Consider the following 16,065-nt stretch of genomic DNA (forward strand, 5'->3'; position numbering starts at 1 on the left):
GAGCCCATCCCGTGACGGAAGGCACCACCCCCGCCTCCTCCTCCGAGGGTGGCGACACCCTCACCCGCCTGGAGCAGGAGGGTGAGATCGCGGCGGACTACCTGGAAGGTCTGCTGGACATCGCCGATCTCGACGGCGACATCGACATGGACGTCGAGGCCGACCGTGCCGCTGTCTCGATCATCAGCGATTCCGGCAGCCGCGACCTGAGCAAGCTCGTGGGCCGGGAGGGCGAGGTGCTTGAAGCGCTCCAGGAGCTCACGCGCCTGGCCGTGCACCGCGAGACCGGCGACCGCAGCCGTCTGATGCTGGACATCGCGGGCTACCGTGCCAAGAAGCGCGCCGAGCTCTCGGAGCTCGGCGCCAAGGCCGCGGCCGAGGCCAAGAGCACCGGCGAGCCCGTGAAACTGAAGCCGATGACGCCCTTCGAGCGCAAGGTCGTGCACGACGCGGTCAAGACCGCGGGCCTGCGCAGTGAGTCCGAGGGCGAGGAACCGCAGCGCTTCGTCGTCGTGCTTCCCGCCTGATTCGGTACGTACGTTTCTCCGGCCCCGTCTGTCCGCAGGCGGGGCCGAACTTTGTCAGCCTGTTGTTCTGGTGTCAGCGCCCAGTGCGCTTTTGCGGTACGGAAGGACGGTCCCCGTGACGGAGGCAGCGGAGCTCCCCCTGCGCCCGAGCAGGCGCGCGATGTATTCGGTGATCGCTATGGGGATGCGGTTCGGTACGCCCAGCTCCTGGCTGAGGCGGGAGTGCAGCGAGGGCTCATCGGCCCGCGGGAGGTACCTCGCCTGTGGGAGAGGCACCTGCTGAACTGTGCGGTGCTCTCCGAGGTCGTGCCCGAGGGGGTGACGGTGTGCGATGTCGGTTCCGGTGCCGGACTGCCCGGCATTCCACTGGCCCTTGTCCGGGACGACCTGAAGATCACGCTGCTGGAGCCACTGCTGCGGCGTACGAACTTCCTCACCGAGGTCGTCGAACTCCTGGGCCTCGACCATGTGACCGTCGTCCGTGGCCGAGCCGAAGAGGTCCTCGGGACGCTGCAACCGGTCCATGTGGTGACGGCCCGGGCCGTGGCTCCGCTGGACCGACTGGCCACCTGGGGCATTCCGCTGCTGAGGCCGTACGGAGAGATGCTGGCTCTCAAGGGCGACACCGCCGAGGAGGAGTTGAAGAGTGCCGCAGCGGCCCTGAGTAAGCTCGGTGCGGTGGAGACCTCCATCCACCATGTCGGCGAGGGTGTGGTCGACCCTCTGTCCACGGTCGTGCGGGTGGAGGTCGGGGAGAGCCCGGGTGGCGTGCGCTTCGCGGCAAAGCGGGCGAAGGCGGCCCGGACCGGCCGAGCACGTCGGCGTCGTTGATCTGGGCGTTCGCTGACCCGCCCTGACGGCGAGTCGTACTCCACACAAGCTGCCAAACGTACGCATCTCGGAGTGTCGCGCGGGCGTGGCTCGTGCGGCTGGGCATCGTGTTTCACGTGAAACGTCGCTCACTGCTGCACGGCATCATCAGCCGTGGCCGCGCCGCGGCCGAACCGCGTGACCGGAAGCCTCTCGGGTCACTCGGAGAGGTATCGGAGTTTTCCACAGAGGTGGAATTCTCCACAGAAGCCCAGGCCTCACTGGTTCACGACCCCGAAGACATGGGAGGCTCTGTTCATTGCGAGCCTGAAGTCGAGGAGAGTGAATCCTTGCGGTCCGACGCCAACATCGCGGGACCGATGACCGATCCGGTCCCCGGTCCCCGTACCGAATCGATGGGGGAGGATGTTTCACGTGAAACACCGCCCCCGATGGACGACACTCCCATCGGTCGTGCTGCCCAACTGGCGGTAGAGGCTCTGGGCCGCGCTGGCGAGGGCTTGCCCCGGCCCGAGCAGACCAGAGTCATGGTCGTCGCCAACCAGAAGGGCGGCGTCGGCAAGACCACGACAACGGTCAACCTTGCCGCTTCGCTGGCTCTGCACGGCGCCCGTGTCCTCGTGGTCGACCTCGACCCTCAGGGCAACGCGTCCACCGCGCTGGGTATCGATCACCACGCCGAGGTGCCCTCCATCTACGACGTGCTGATCGAGAGCAAGCCCCTGGCGGAAGTCGTCCAGCCCGTTCCTGATGTCGAGGGGCTCTTCTGTGCCCCCGCCACGATCGATCTCGCCGGTGCGGAGATCGAGCTGGTATCCCTGGTGGCACGAGAGAGCCGGCTGCAGCGAGCGATTCAGGCGTACGAGCAGCCTTTGGACTACATCCTCATCGATTGCCCGCCCTCGCTCGGCTTGCTGACGGTCAACGCGCTGGTCGCCGGCCAGGAAGTCCTCATCCCGATCCAGTGTGAGTACTACGCGTTGGAGGGCCTCGGACAGCTGCTTCGCAATGTCGACCTGGTACGAGGGCACCTCAACCCCGTCCTGCATGTGTCGACCATCCTGCTCACCATGTACGACGGCCGGACGCGCCTGGCGTCCCAGGTTGCAGACGAGGTGCGCACCCACTTCGGTGGCGAGGTGCTGCGGACGAGCATTCCCCGCTCGGTCCGTATCTCCGAGGCGCCGAGCTATGGGCAGACGGTGCTGACCTACGATCCTGGATCGAGTGGTGCCCTCTCCTACCTTGAGGCGGCACGAGAAATCGCGCTGAAGGGCGTGGGCGTGGGGTACGACCCGACGCACGCCCATATCGGTACTCAGAATAATCCGAGCGTGGCGGAGGGGATCCAGTGAGCGATCGACGGAGGGGGTTGGGCCGTGGTCTCGCCGCACTGATCCCAGCGGCCTCGACAGGAGAGAAGGAATCGGCAGCGGGAGCACCCGCATCCACAGCGCCGGCGGCAACATCCGTCTTCATGCCCGAGCGTGGGGTGGCGGCGTCGACGATGGCTACTCTCCCGCCTGTTTCACGTGAAACAGAGGAGCCGTCGTCCAACGGTTCAGAGCTGCCGACAGCACCGATCGGTGCGTACTTCGCCGAGCTGCCCCTCGACTCCATCACCCCGAACCCGCGCCAACCGCGTGAGGTGTTCGACGAGGACCTTCTGCAGGAACTCGTCACCTCCATCAAGGAGGTCGGTCTCCTCCAGCCCGTCGTCGTACGGCAGCTGGGCCCGGCTCGCTACGAGCTCATCATGGGCGAGCGGCGCTGGCGCGCTTGCCGTGAGGCCGGCCTGGAGGCGATCCCGGCGATCGTGCGGGCCACGGACGACGAGAAGCTTCTCCTGGACGCGCTCCTTGAGAACCTGCACCGGGCCCAGCTGAACCCACTGGAAGAGGCGTTCGCCTACGACCAGTTGCTCAAGGACTTCAACTGCACGCACGATCGGCTGGCGGACCGTATCGGTCGGTCCCGCCCGCAGGTCTCCAACACCCTGCGTCTGCTGAAGCTCTCGGCCGCGGTCCAGCGCCGGGTGGCTGCCGGTGTCCTCTCCGCGGGGCACGCCCGGGCGCTGCTCTCCGTCGAGGACTCGGAGGAGCAGGACAAGCTGGCTCATCGGATCGTGGCCGAGGGACTCTCGGTCCGAGCCGTGGAAGAGATCGTCACCCTCATGGGGTCGCGGCCGAAGACCGCTGCGCGGTCCAAGGGACCACGAGCCGGCTCCGTGCCTTCTCCGGCGCTGGGTGAACTCGCGACCCGGCTCTCGGATCGCTTCGAAACGCGGGTGAAGATCGATCTGGGCCAGAAGAAGGGCAAGATCACCGTTGAGTTCGCCTCCACCGAGGACCTGGAACGGATCCTGAGCACCCTCGCTCCGGGCGAAAAGCTGGCTCTCCAGAAGAGTCTCCTGGACGATGACTCGGAGGAGACGGAGGCCTGAGCCTTCGCCTGCAGGACGGCTTTCGGCTGGTCGACTGCACGAGCGGGCTGCGTCCGATGTATACCGGACACAGCCCGCTCTTTGCTTGCAGGCGGTACCTAGGCAATCACATCGTGGATACGATGCGTTCGAGTATGGCGCATCGACCTGGCGGATCTTCATTGGAGAGGCGGGGCCATGCGAACCGTGAGCCGTTCCGGACTGTTGACCGCAAGTCTGGGACTGGGGGCGGTCGGCGGGTTCGTCGGCAGTCTGCTCCGGGAGCGGAATGCTCTGACAGCTGCCCGTGACGCTGCGGGCGAAGGAAGCGAGGAGCAGCCTTCATGGGGCGTCGACTTGTACCGCTCACGCTGGACAACCTTCAGGACCTGCCCAAGCGCTGTCGCTCGTGTGTCTTCTGGGAATTGGACCCAGTCAGCGGCGAGGCCGCGGTAAAGGCGGGCGCTCCGGCCCTGGAGAAGGAGGCGTGGATCTCCGCTGTCCTGCTGGACTGGGGGTCCTGTGGTCGTGTCGTCTACGTGGACGACATCCCGGTGGGCTTCGTGCTCTATGCGCCTCCGGCCTACGTGCCTCGCTCCACGGCGTTCCCCACGAGCCCGGTGTCTCCTGACGCGGTTCAGTTGCTGACTGCCTTCATCATGGAGGGCTACCAGGGTCAGGGGCTTGGCCGTGTGATGGTTCAGACGGTTGCCAAGGATCTGCTGCGGCGGGGCTTCAAAGCGATCGAAGCCTTCGGCGACGCACGCTGGAAGGAGCCGGCCTGTGTACTTCCAGCCGACCATCTGACGGCCGTGGGCTTCAAGACGGTCCGCCCTCACCCGGCGTATCCTCGGTTGCGGTTGGAACTGCGGACGACGCTCTCCTGGAAGGAGGACGTCGAGTTGGCACTGGATCGGCTTCTGGGAGCCGTTCAGAAGGAGCCGGCGCTGCGCCCCCTCTAAAGCGAACGGGCCGACCTCAGCGGGTCGACCCATTCTTGTTTCACGTGAAACATCACTCGGCGATGAAGTCCTCAAGGTCACGCACGATCGCGGCCTTCGGCTTGGCGCCGACAATGGTCTTGGCGACCTCGCCCCGCTGGTAGACGTTCAGGGTGGGGATGGACATCACACCGTACTTGGCAGCCGTGGCCGGGTTCTCGTCGATGTTCAGCTTGACGATCTCGATCTTGTCGCCGTACTCCTGAGCGATGGCTTCGAGGGACGGCGCGATCTGGCGGCACGGACCGCACCAGGCGGCCCAGAAGTCCACCAGGACGGGCTTGTCGCTCTTGAGGACGTCCTGCTCGAAGGAGTCGTCGGTCACGTTCTTCAGAGTGCCGGCCACAGAGGGCTCCTAACTGGTTCGGTGCGGTGAGGCGGACGGGATCAGACGGTGGTCTTCTCGGGCTCGGCGGTCTGGTCGCCGTCGGCGAGTGCGGCGAGGTAGCGCTCGGCATCGAGGGCGGCGGAGCAGCCGGTGCCGGCTGCGGTGATCGCCTGGCGGTACGTGTGGTCGACGACGTCACCCGCGCCGAAGACACCCGTCAGGTTCGTCCGGGTCGACGGGGTAGCGACCTTCAGGTACCCCTCGTCGTCCAGGTCGAGCTGACTCTTGAAGAGTTCCGTGCGCGGGTCGTGGCCGATCGCGATGAACAGACCCGTTACCGGCAGCTCGGAGGTCTCGCCTGTCTTGAGGTTGCGCAGCTTCAGCCCGGCGAGCTTCTGGTCGCCCTGGATCTCGGCGACCTCGCTGTCCCACACGAACGAGATCTTCGGGTCGGCGAACGCACGCTCCTGCATCGCCTTGGAGGCGCGCAGCGTGTCCCGGCGGTGGACGACCGTCACGGACTTGGCGAACCGGGAGAGGAAGGTGGCCTCCTCCATGGCGGTGTCACCGCCGCCGATCACGGCGATGTCCTGCTCCTTGAAGAAGAACCCGTCACAGGTGGCGCACCAGGAGACGCCGCGACCGGAAAGCGCGTCCTCATTGGGCAGCCCGAGCTTGCGGTGCTGCGATCCCGTGGTGACGATGACGGCTTTGGCGCGGTGGACGGTGCCTGCGGTGTCCGTGACGGTCTTGATCTCGCCGCCCAGGTCGACGGTGACGATGTCGTCCGGGACGAGCTCGGCACCGAAGCGCTCGGCTTGGGCGCGCATGTTGTCCATGAGGTCGGGGCCCATGATGCCGTCCCGGAAGCCGGGGAAGTTCTCCACATCGGTGGTGTTCATCAGCGCGCCGCCTGCGGTGACGGCGCCCTCGAACACCAGCGGCTTCAGCGACGCGCGCGCGGTGTAGAGCGCCGCCGTGTAGCCGGCGGGCCCGGAGCCGATGATGATCACATTACGGACGTCGCTCACGGCTTGATTCCTCGTCTCTGGAGACTGCTGCGTACTGCCGGTGGGAGCTGCTCTCGAAACTCTCACCCCACCCAACGGATCCTAAGGGGCGTGCATTCCCGGTGTGTCCGGGTACACGGAGACCGGGCACTGTACAGGGATGCCAGATGCGGCGCAGCGCGAGCGCGACCGTGCTCAGGGACGAGGGTAGGTCTGCTTCAGCAGGACCTCACCGGTGGGCTCCGGAGTCTTCTCCATGCAGGAGGCGTCGACCACGTAGGCCGTGACGCGTGCGGTGTCGGCGCTGTCGGGCAGCACGACGAGATACGCGTCCGCTCCCTCATAGGTACCCTGCTTGGAAGCGATGGCCCCCGAAGCGTCGCCGATGCCCTTCGCGATACAGACGGGCACGTCCGTCTTGAAGACCGTGGTCGTGTTCTTCGTGGGGGATTCCGGTGCGCTGGGTTCGGTTTCGATACCGAGTGAATCCCTGTCGGGCGAACTCGGGCTCTGGGCACCGTCCAGGAGATCCGTCACCTGCTTCTCCAGCTTGACGCCGGAAAAAGTGGCCGAGGCCTCGCTCTGAGGGGGGGTGCCTCCCGAGCCGGTGTCGCTCATCGACTGGACCAGCAGGGTACCGAGACCCAGAGCTGCGACTGTGAAGACGCCGGCGAGAACCGTCGTCCGGCGAGTTCGGCGCTTGGCACTCTGGCGGCCCGGCCGGGTGGATCCTCGGGAGTGGCCTGCGGGGCGATCCACCGCGGGCGGTGTTTCACGTGAAACACGCACGGCGTCGTGGTCGTCCGAGACGGTGCCGCGGCTGCCGGGCGGAACCTCTGCCGAGTCGAGATCGTGAGCTGTGGCATCAAGGAGGGCCTCGGCGGCCAGGGCCGCGTCGATGCGCCCCGCCACGTCGTCGGGCATGCGCGGCGGCCTCGGCAGAGTGCCGAGCATGCCGCGGATCTCCTCCAGGGAGGCGCGCACGTCGGCACAGAGCGGGCACTCGTCCAGGTGTTGGCGGACATCCGCGGTACGGGACGGCGGCAGCAGCCCCTCGGTGAGGTCGGAGATCTCCGCGACCTCCGGGTGCCCGGCCGTGTCGGTCGTGGAAGTCACGCTCGCCCACCTCCGCCCTTCACAGCAGCTGAATCGCTTGGCCCTGCATCCTGTGGTACCGCTGCGGGTGGGACGGATGCCCCCTGCGCCCGGTTCCGTCCGTGCCCCCCCTTTTCTCCGCCGTCACCCTCACCATCTCTGCGGAGATGGGTCAGGAGCGGCAGAAGTCTGGCTCTGCCACGGGCACAGCGGCTCTTCACGGTGCCGGTCGGCACGTCGAGGATCCGCGCGGCCTCCGACACCGGGTAGCCCTGCATGTCCACCAGGACGAGCGCTGCCCGCTGGTCCTGCGGCAGGGTGCCCAGGGCTTCCATCAGCTGGCGGTGCAGATCGTTGCGCTCGGCCGGGGCGGACGCCGACTCGTGCGGCTCCAGGAGTTGCTCCAGGCGCTCGGCGTCGTCGACGGGGGACGTCTTGCGGGAGGCCGCCTTGCGGGCACGGTCCAGGCAGGCGTTCACGGTGATGCGGTGCAGCCAGGTCGTGACGGCCGACTGACCACGGAAGGTGTGGGCCGCCCGATAGGCGGACACCAACGCGTCCTGAACCGCGTCCGCGGCCTCTTCACGGTCCCCCAGAGTCCGCAGCGCCACAGCCCACAACCGATCGCGGTGACGGCGTACGAGCTCACCGAAGGCGTCGGGTTCGCCCTCCACGTGGCGGGCGAGAAGGTGCTTGTCGCTTGCTTCGCCGTACTCGGCGCGGTCTGGCATCCGCCCCTCCCTCGGAGCTACCTTACGGCCCTCTCTCCAAGAGCGCGACAGGCGGGCCGGAGATAGGGGCGAGAAGGTTGCGTTGCAGGCGAGCGCGCAACGTGAAGAACATGTGATGCAAGTCATGCGCCCCAAAGAAGGGAACGATCAATGATGACCCATTTATTCTGTTGATCAACTGGGCTTCCAGGAATTAAGTCGAATTCTTCCTTTGTGACCGCTTAAGGGAGAATGGTGAAGCTCTTCAAGAGGGCCGTGGCCGTCGGCGCCGCGACTGCTCTGGTCTCGCTCGCTGCCATTTCGCAGGCAGCAGCAACGACTTACACGGGGAAAGACTGTAGCGGGCCTACCCGTGTTTCGTGTTCTACTATAACTCGAATTTCAAGGGATCTGCCGCCAACTTCGTGGGTTACGGAGGAATCAGTAATCTCGCGGGGTACACGTTCGCGACGAACGGTAACGGTAACGGTAACGGATTGTCCGTCAAGAGTAATTCAACCTCGGCGTTCTTCATCGCAAAGGCCCTTAACGAGAGTGCCACGGTCTACTTCAACAGAAACTCCGGCGGAGCCTGCGACTGGCTCTGGGCCCAGGGCTCCAAGCAGTCACAGGCTAACCAGCTGAATCGCACGTACAACAACAACGCATCTCTGAAGGTAGTCGACGGGGAGATGGCTGAGGGCTGGAACTGCTACCAGTTCTAAGAAGATTCCAGGCGATTGGGTGCCGGACGCATTCAGGACGCGTCCGGCACTCATTCTCTTTGAACTCCAGAGGTGATCGAATGGCAGGTTACGGCAGAAGGGGAGTACAGGCTGTCGAAGTCGCGTGCGCCGCCCTCATATGTGCTTCCGGCTGCGGTGGCAGGGGGACGAGGTTCAGCAGTCGCCTCCTTCCTCCGTCGGCCCTGGGGTGAGCGCTGTGGAAAGGTCCGCTCTGGAGGGTTATCTGGAACTTCCCATAGGCGCATACGCGCTCACTCCGAAGCAGCTCTTCGAGATCTCCAAGGCGGAGGAGGAGCTCGCGGATTCCTGTATGCAGAAGTACGGCCTCAGGTACCGGGCGCAGAGAAGGGAGTCACCCGCCGAGTACGCTCCGGGCACAAACCATGGTCACGGTGCATGAAGGAGAAGGGATTCGACTACAGCACTCCACTGCAGGCGCTCGGAACCCCGGAGAACTCAGGTGAAGAGATCACAAAGCCGGAAATTCGAGCCGCGAAATCCGACGTCGACTGCAAGACGCGGACTGACCTGGTGAAGATCTGGAACGGTCAGGAGGCCGAGATTCAGGAGTCCATGATCAAGAAGAACCGAAAGGACCTCGCCCTCCTGTCCGATGCCCACCGAAAGCTTCTGGCAGCGGCACGCTCGGTAGCCCCTTGAGGGATCGAATAGGTCAGCTGGTCACCTTGATGTCCATGACCCGGCCGCGGTAGTTGCCTGCGTTCGTCAGCGGCAGTTCGGTCAACCAGACCAGCAGGTACCGGGCCTTGAGGGTTTCGCCGGGCTTGAGCGTCACCGTCGTGCCCGAACCCTCGGTGACCTTGGCGTAGCTGTCGAAGGACGCCGGTTCCGTACGGCTGTCACCGGACGCGGCGCGGAGCTCGACCGACGTGTCTCCCACGAAGGAGACGGTCACCTTCCCGACCTCCTGGACCTTGCCGAGATCGAGGACGACCCCCACGCCCGGCTTCAGTCGACCGAAGTCGGTGCTCGCGTAGTGGTCCGTCTGCCAGTACGTGCGCGGCGTGCTGTCGTGGACCTTGTACACGTCGGCGGGCTTTTCGGAGCGATCGGGGCCGAACGGGTCGAAGTCCTTGGCTCCTTGGATGGCGATCGGCTTGCTTGGCTTCTTCGTCGGGGCCTTGTCGTTGTCGTTTTCATCCGGCGTCTGCGTCTGGTCGGTGTCGCCGGACTTGCCGCCCTGTTCCAAGAGGGTGTCGGCCAGCTGCCAGCTGCCCAGGCCCAGGGCAGCGATCAGCAGGGCCGAGACGGCCCACTTCAGTGCCTTGCCGGCGCGACTCTGCAACGGAGGTGGTGGTGTCGGCAGATGCTGGGGGGTCCCGGGGCGCTGGGCCTGGCGGCCGTACGTGCCCTGCTGGTACGTCGTGCGCTGGTAGTCGGGCGGGGCGGTGAAAACCGGCTCCGGCGGGCGGATGCGGGGCATCTCGCCGATTGCCCTCACGAGCTCCTCCGGCGTCGTGCACGGAGACTCGTGCCGTGAGGCGGTGGCGCCGTCGTTGGCGAGCGCACGCATGGCGAGCTCCGACAGACCCCGGTGGACGCCCGCCCGGACCTGGTCGGGTGCGATGAGCCCGACGCCCTTGGGAAGCCCGGAGAGGCCGTGCGCGTCGTTCTCGTAGGGCCAGCGCTGGGTGAGCGCCGAGTACAGCAGCGCGCCGATTGCCTCTGTGTCCTTGCGCTGCGGGGTGTCCGAGCTGATGCCGCGCAATGCGGCGTTCACCGCGAGTCCGCGGATGCGCCACTGCCCGGCGGCGGACCGCAGCACAGCGCTCGGGTTGAGCCTCAGATGGGAGAGGCCCTCGCGGTGCGCGGCGGCCATGGCGTGGGAAACCTGATTGACCATCTGGTACGCGTCGTGCGGTTCCAGCGGGCCGGAAGCCAGCAGTGCCGTCAGTTCCGTGGCGTCGGGAAGCCACTCGTGCACCACGTACACGAGGTCGTTCTCCTCGACCGCGTCCAACACCTGGACGAAGCGGGGATCACCCAGCAGCGCCGAGGAGCGGGCCGCCGCCAGCACGGAGCGGGCGCGCGCGTGGTCGGCGGGCAGCACGTGTACCCCGACCGCGCGACGCAGTTTCTCGTCCACGGCACGCCAACTGCTGAAACCGTCCAGACGGGTGACGCATTCTTCGAGGCGGTAGCGTCTGGCGAGCTTGTGGCCGCTGTGCAGTTCGGGCGGTTTCGCCTTCGAGGAGCTTTCGGTACCGCCGTTCCCCTGTGCCTCTTCGCTCGCCGAGCTTTCCGTGTCCCGCTCCCGGTTCTGGGCCTCCCCGTCGGCCGTGGACTGATCCGCTTGTGCGGTCAGCGGCTCGTCGCCGCTGTTGTCTGCCACGTCGACGGCAGCCGTGCTCCGTTCCGCCACCGCCGTTCCTGCCTCCCCATCCGTTGAGCGCTCTGCGACGCCAAAGTCAATTGTGCCCACAGTCCGCCGCTATGAGCGACACGCGGCGGCGGACGATGGTTGTGCGCGTGCCCCGGACTCAGCGCCCCAGCCGCCCGCGGACCATGCCGACCATCGAGTTGAGCTCTTCGATGCGCATGCGCCGCGCGGCGACGTAGAAGACACCGAGCAGAACGATTCCTCCTCCGACGAGTGCGAGCATCGAGCCGCCGACGCCCTGCCCCAGGGCCCGGCTGACGCCGTAGCAGGCCGCGCCGCTGAGCAGTGCCGCGGGCAGCGAGGCGATGGACAGCCGCGCGTACGTCCGCATGACCCTGGCTCCGTCCAGGTCCCCGCCCAGCCGCTTGCGCAGCCGTCGCCAGGCGACACCGACGCCGATCATGTACGCCAGACCGTACGCGGCGGCCATGCCCACCACGGCCCACCGGGCCGGGATCACGAAGAAACAGATCGCGGAGGCACTCGCGTTGACGGCGGCCACGAGGACCGTGTTGTAGAACGGGGTCCGGGTGTCCTCGTACGCGTAGAACGCGCGGAGGACGACGTACTGCACGGAGTAGGGGATGAGGCCGAGCCCGAAGGCCATCAGCATGAAGCCCATGTTCGTGGCCGCGCCGATGCCGGACGAGCCGAAGATCAGTGTGCACATCGGGATGCCGAGCGCGAGGAAACCGAAGGCGATCGGCACGATGGCGACCGCCGTGGTGCGTAGCCCCTGGGAGATGTCGTCGCGCACGGCGCCGGCGTCGTGCTCGGCGGCCGAGCGCGAGATGCGCGGCAGAAGCGCGGCCATCAGCGAGACGGTGATGATGGCCTGTGGCAGGCCCCAGATGAGCTGGGCGTTGGCGTACGAGGCGAAACCAACGCCCTCGACGTCGGAGTCGATGGCAGCGGCGGTGGCCAACTGGGTGACCACGAGCGCGCCCGCCTGGTTGGCGAGGACGAAGAGGATCGTCCATTTGGCGAGCATGGCGGCCTTGCCGAGACCGTGGCCCTTCCAGTCGAAGCGGGGCCGTAGCCGGAATCCGGTCTCCCGCAGGTACGGGATCATCGCGAGGGCCTGGACCACGAGGCCGAGGAGGATACCGAGGCCGAGCAGCCGCACGCCCTCCGGCGGGATGTTCTCGACCGTCATGTGGGAGTCGGCTGCGGTGCCATAGACCCAGAGGAACGCGCCGAGGGTGACGATGATGACGATGTTGTTCAGGACCGGGGTCCACATCATGGCGCCGAACCGACCGCGGGCGTTGAGGATCTGGCCCATCACCACGTGGACGCCCATGAAGAAGATGGAGGGCAGGAAATAGCGGGTGAAGGTGACGGCGGTCTCATTGGCGGCGGGGTTGTCGGCGATTCCCACCGACAGCGCGCGGACCAGGAGGGGGGCGGCGAACATCGCGAGGGCGGTGAGAAGGCCGAGAACCACCATGACGAGGGTCAGCAGGCGGTTGGCGTAGGCCTCGCCGCCATCGTCGTCGTCCTTCATGGCGCGAACGAGCTGCGGCACGAACACCGAGTTGAGGCCGCCACCGACGGTCAGAATGTAGATCATCGTCGGCAGTTGGTAGGCCACCTGGAAGGAGTCGCCCAGCAGGTAGAGGCCCAGCGCCGAGACGATCATCGCCGAGCGGATGAAACCGGTGAGGCGCGAGACCATGGTGCCCGCCGCCATCACGGCACTCGACTTCAGCAGTCCCGAGGCCCGCCCGCCCTTCTTCGCCGGAGGAGCGGGCGCGGGAGCGGGTGCGAGCTCCTCGTACGCCGGGCGCCCCGGACCGGGTACCGGAGCGGGCGCCGGTCCGGGAACGGACGGCTGGGCCGTGGGCGCGTGGCCACTTTGTTGCTGGTCGCGGAAGAGATGAGCGAACGCGTCGGGCTCGTGGTGCTTTTCCCCTGCCTGCGTCACCAGGTCGTCCACGCCGACGAACTGGGTCGTACGGGCGTCGTCGCCGTACGGCAGATGCCGCGCCGGACCTTCCGGCTCGGGCGCCGGCGTCTGCGCCCACACACGCGGGTCGGGGCGTACGGCGGTGCCGACGGCTGCGCGTAGAGCGGGTGCTGCGGCTGGTGGGTTTCCGGTGCCTGCGGCGGGTGGGCGGCACGGTCGTAGAGCGCCTCGGCCACCGGGTCCTGGGCTGCCAGATCCCGCGCGCGGTAAGGGTCCTGGTCGTAGGCGTCCTGGAGGTACATGTCCGCGGGAGGCTGCGGCGGCACCTGTCCCGGCCCGGGCGCCGGGCCGTCGGGATACCCCGAATCGGCCGCGCCCTGGCCGCGGTCACCGTCGTACGGCGCGTTCATGGTTATGCCACCTCATCGTCCCCGGGCCAACCGGCCACGACAATCGCTCAACGGTCCACTCTCTCACCCGTGCCGGAGGGGTCGGCGCTTTCCGGTGCGGTGTCCGGTGCCGGGTCACTCGCGTGCTCCGGCGGGTCCGCCCCGGGCTTCACCGGGGACTCCTTCTCGGGAGTGTGTACGAGCGAGGCCGCCTCGGTGTTCGGGTCTTCGTCCGGTGATACGCCTTCCGCGGAGTTGTCGGCCGGCGCGGTGCCCTCGGACTCCAGCAGGGCGGCGGCGCGCTTGCGCTGCGTGTACATCCGGAATCCGGCGAGGACGAGGAGCAGGACACCACCGGCGATGACCAGCATCACCGTGGGTGTGATCTCGGTTACGTTCACCGTGAAGGTGACCGGGGCACCGTACTTCTCGCCGTCCGCCGTGTAGAGCTGGGCGACGACGTTGACCCGTCCGTTGACCGCGGCGTTGGTGGTGAACTTCACCGACTCGCTGTGCCCGCCGGAGATGTCGACGGGCTGCTCGGCGAATGCCTTGTCACCGATCTCCAGACGCTTCGGGGCGTCGGACGTCAGACGCAGCCTCAGGTCCTCGACGCCCTGCACGAGGTTGTTCTGCACGGTCACAGGGATCGTCGCGCTACGGCCCGAGAGTTTCGTCTCGGACTTCTCGATCAGCCGGACCTGGCCGGTGAGCGTGTCGAGGTACGACTTCACGTTGTTGCGGTAAACCGCCGCCTCCACGGAGCGGCCTCGCCAGGAGGTGGACATCTCCCGGTCCATGGTCCGGCCGAAGGGCGTGACCACGCGGGACCGGTCGGAGAGAATCACCTTGAAGCGGTCGAGGCCGACCTGCGTGGACTGGATCTCCTCGAACGCCGACTTCGGCTGTGCCTGCTTGCGCAGCGACGAGGGGTATGCCGAGGCGGACGGGATCCTGGTGTTCGCTGCCGGGTCGGGCTTCGCGGCGGCGGCGGCCGACAGTTCCTGGGACTGCGACCAGGCCCCCTCCTGCAGTGCCGTCAGAGCCTGCGCCATCGTCTGTGCCTGGCTCGCCGACGGCATGCGCTGCGGGGCGATCACGACGCTGCGCTGCTTGTTGGTCTGGTGGTTCGTCATCAGACTCTGGGCGAGGAACTTCTGCACCGCCAGTGTGGAGTTCTCGGCCTTCGTCAGGTCGCCCCGGAAGGCCGTCGACAGCCGGGCGTCCGCGACCACGGCCGTGGTGCCGCCGCCGACGGGCCGGGCCGCGTTGGGGGTGTAGGACAGGCTGCGGCTCTCCTGCAGGCTGTCGCTGCGGGCGATCACCTTGTCGGCGCCCGCGGAAATGGCGACCTTGACGATCGACGGGTCGACGGCGCCGTTCACCGGCCAGGCGAAGTCGCCGTCCGGCTCCACCCGGAGGATGTTCTCGACGGTGTCCGAGGCCACATCGGTGGCGTCCTTGAGACGGCTGAGCGAGCCGGTGACGGTCTTGCCGTTGTGCGCCAGCGACGCCAGATCGGGGTCGGCGAAAGGGAGAGCGATCACCTCCTCCCCTTGGACCGCCGTCTCCAGCTCCGCCAGCCACTCCTTGGCGACGGCCTGGTTCCGGCCCGCGACGGTCGTGTCCGCGCTCCGGACCCGGTAGCTGTCCGTCATCGCGATCACGGACGCCAGCAGGTCCGGATCGATCACCCAGGTGATGTCGAGATCTTTGCCCAGCGTCAGCATCTGCTCCAGGCGCCCGCCCGCGGAGATCTCCTTGGCCAGGTCGTCGTCGAGGAAGACGGGCGTCTGCCGTTCGCCGGGTCCGGTCTCGGCCGTCAGATGGGTGGTGGAGATCAGCGGCCAGAGATAGGTCGTCTTCGTCTTCGTTCCCGCCTCGTCGGGCTGCCACGGCAGGAACGTGCGCTGGATACCGAGAACATGCTTGTACGGAGTGGCGGTGGTCTGGCCCGAGAGCGAGACGCCCAGCTGATACACACCGTCCGAGCCGAGGTCCAGCTCCTTGACGGGCACCGAGATGGTGAAGGGCTGGGCCACACCGGGGGTGAGCTTGGAGAATTGCTCCACGTACTTCCCGCCGACCTCCGTGCCGTCGGCGAACTGGTCGAAGCCTGTGCGCTTGACTGCGTCGTCGATGGCCGAGCGGCTCGTCAGGGCCGCCGACGCCACGCGCAGGCCCACATGGGCGTTCGTGACCGTCTGCTTGCCCTTGTTCGTGACCGTACCGGAGACGGTGACCGTGTCGCCGTCGGTGGGCACGCTGGGGCTGAGCGAATCCAGGGAGACCTCGACGGTGCTCGATCCCGTGGCGTCCGCCCGGGCGGCCGTCGGAGCAGCCTCCGCGTGCGGGGCCGCGGGCAACTGCAGCAGACCGGCCAGCAGGGGCGCCCCGGCGAAGAGCGCTCCGGTGCGCAGCAGCCACCGGCGGGCAGGTGAGGGACTCATCCCCTGGAAGTCTGCCGCCTCGGCCACGCGCTCGCCCGTCCCTCGTCGTCGTCAGTGGTCGTCGGAATGTGCGTCCACGCATGGTAACGATGCGCGCTGAGGGGAAGTGCCGCGGTCCGCTCCACAAGACCGGGGATGTGGCCGGGCTGTCCCTGTATGTGCACGTATCAAAGGGACCGGTGAATGGGGTCACCTGCGCGAAGCCCTCGTGCACGTTCAATGGAGGCGACCGCTGCCACCGGCGCC

Annotated in this window: 13 protein-coding genes and 1 pseudogene; 7 read left to right on the plus strand and 7 right to left on the minus strand. The window is 67.1% G+C overall.

The window, feature by feature from the left end:
- The first annotated feature begins 11 nt into the window (after positions 1-11).
- The 5 genes from WBG99_RS17490 (at position 12) to WBG99_RS17510 (ending at position 4,742) form a co-directional block, all read left to right on the plus strand.
- Positions 12-527, plus strand: coding sequence for a R3H domain-containing nucleic acid-binding protein (locus WBG99_RS17490; protein WP_338897200.1), 516 nt, complete (start codon positions 12-14; stop codon positions 525-527).
- A gap of 222 nt (positions 528-749) precedes the next feature.
- Complete coding sequence (gene rsmG / locus WBG99_RS17495) at positions 750-1,358, plus strand: 16S rRNA (guanine(527)-N(7))-methyltransferase RsmG (RefSeq protein WP_338897201.1); 609 nt, start codon at positions 750-752, stop codon at positions 1,356-1,358.
- A gap of 281 nt (positions 1,359-1,639) precedes the next feature.
- Complete coding sequence (locus tag WBG99_RS17500; RefSeq protein WP_338900377.1) at positions 1,640-2,713, plus strand: ParA family protein; 1,074 nt, start codon at positions 1,640-1,642, stop codon at positions 2,711-2,713.
- Positions 2,710-3,801 (plus strand): ParB/RepB/Spo0J family partition protein, encoded by a 1,092-nt coding sequence (locus WBG99_RS17505; protein WP_338897202.1) that lies wholly within the window; start codon positions 2,710-2,712, stop codon positions 3,799-3,801. The genes WBG99_RS17500 and WBG99_RS17505 overlap by 4 nt, the downstream gene beginning before the upstream one ends.
- Before the next feature lie 323 nt (positions 3,802-4,124).
- Positions 4,125-4,742: a GNAT family N-acetyltransferase gene (locus WBG99_RS17510; protein ID WP_338897203.1), complete on the plus strand. Its 618-nt coding sequence runs from the start codon at positions 4,125-4,127 to the stop codon at positions 4,740-4,742.
- Positions 4,743-4,794: 52 nt separating this feature from the next.
- Here WBG99_RS17510 and trxA read toward each other — a convergent pair whose 3' ends face one another.
- The 4 genes from trxA to sigM form a co-directional block, all read right to left on the minus strand.
- Positions 4,795-5,127: a thioredoxin gene (trxA, locus tag WBG99_RS17515; protein WP_338897204.1), complete on the minus strand. Its 333-nt coding sequence runs from the start codon at positions 5,125-5,127 to the stop codon at positions 4,795-4,797.
- Between the two features lie 41 nt (positions 5,128-5,168).
- Complete coding sequence (gene trxB / locus WBG99_RS17520) at positions 5,169-6,140, minus strand: thioredoxin-disulfide reductase (RefSeq protein ID WP_338897205.1); 972 nt, start codon at positions 6,138-6,140, stop codon at positions 5,169-5,171.
- A gap of 174 nt (positions 6,141-6,314) precedes the next feature.
- A complete protein-coding gene (locus tag WBG99_RS17525) occupies positions 6,315-7,235 on the minus strand; it encodes an anti-sigma factor (protein WP_338897206.1) in 921 nt (306 codons plus the stop codon).
- On the minus strand, positions 7,232-7,945 hold the full coding sequence (sigM, locus tag WBG99_RS17530) for an RNA polymerase sigma factor SigM (RefSeq protein ID WP_338897207.1): 714 nt from the start codon (positions 7,943-7,945) through the stop codon (positions 7,232-7,234). Before sigM ends, WBG99_RS17525 begins: the two co-directional genes overlap by 4 nt.
- Positions 7,946-8,304: 359 nt before the next feature.
- Here sigM and WBG99_RS17535 point away from each other — a divergent pair, with 359 nt between their 5' ends.
- Together WBG99_RS17535 and WBG99_RS17540 are read left to right on the plus strand one after the other, a co-directional pair.
- Complete coding sequence (locus WBG99_RS17535; protein ID WP_338897208.1) at positions 8,305-8,649, plus strand: hypothetical protein; 345 nt, start codon at positions 8,305-8,307, stop codon at positions 8,647-8,649.
- Between the two features lie 417 nt (positions 8,650-9,066).
- Complete coding sequence (locus WBG99_RS17540) at positions 9,067-9,330, plus strand: hypothetical protein (protein ID WP_338897209.1); 264 nt, start codon at positions 9,067-9,069, stop codon at positions 9,328-9,330.
- A 13-nt stretch (positions 9,331-9,343) separates the two neighbouring features.
- Here WBG99_RS17540 and WBG99_RS17545 read toward each other — a convergent pair whose 3' ends face one another.
- The 3 genes and pseudogenes from WBG99_RS17545 to WBG99_RS17555 all read right to left on the minus strand — a co-directional run bounded on the left by WBG99_RS17545 (position 9,344) and on the right by WBG99_RS17555 (position 15,846).
- Positions 9,344-11,053, minus strand: a complete 1,710-nt coding sequence (locus WBG99_RS17545; protein ID WP_338897210.1) for a protein kinase family protein — start codon at positions 11,051-11,053, stop codon at positions 9,344-9,346.
- A gap of 118 nt (positions 11,054-11,171) precedes the next feature.
- A pseudogene (murJ, locus tag WBG99_RS17550) lies at positions 11,172-13,390 on the minus strand (murein biosynthesis integral membrane protein MurJ).
- Between the two features lie 47 nt (positions 13,391-13,437).
- Positions 13,438-15,846, minus strand: coding sequence for a DUF6049 family protein (locus tag WBG99_RS17555; RefSeq protein ID WP_338897212.1), 2,409 nt, complete (start codon positions 15,844-15,846; stop codon positions 13,438-13,440).
- Positions 15,847-16,065 lie beyond the last annotated feature (219 nt).

The organism is Streptomyces sp. TG1A-60 (assembly GCF_037201975.1).
In the GTDB taxonomy this organism is placed as follows: Bacteria; Actinomycetota; Actinomycetes; order Streptomycetales; family Streptomycetaceae; genus Streptomyces.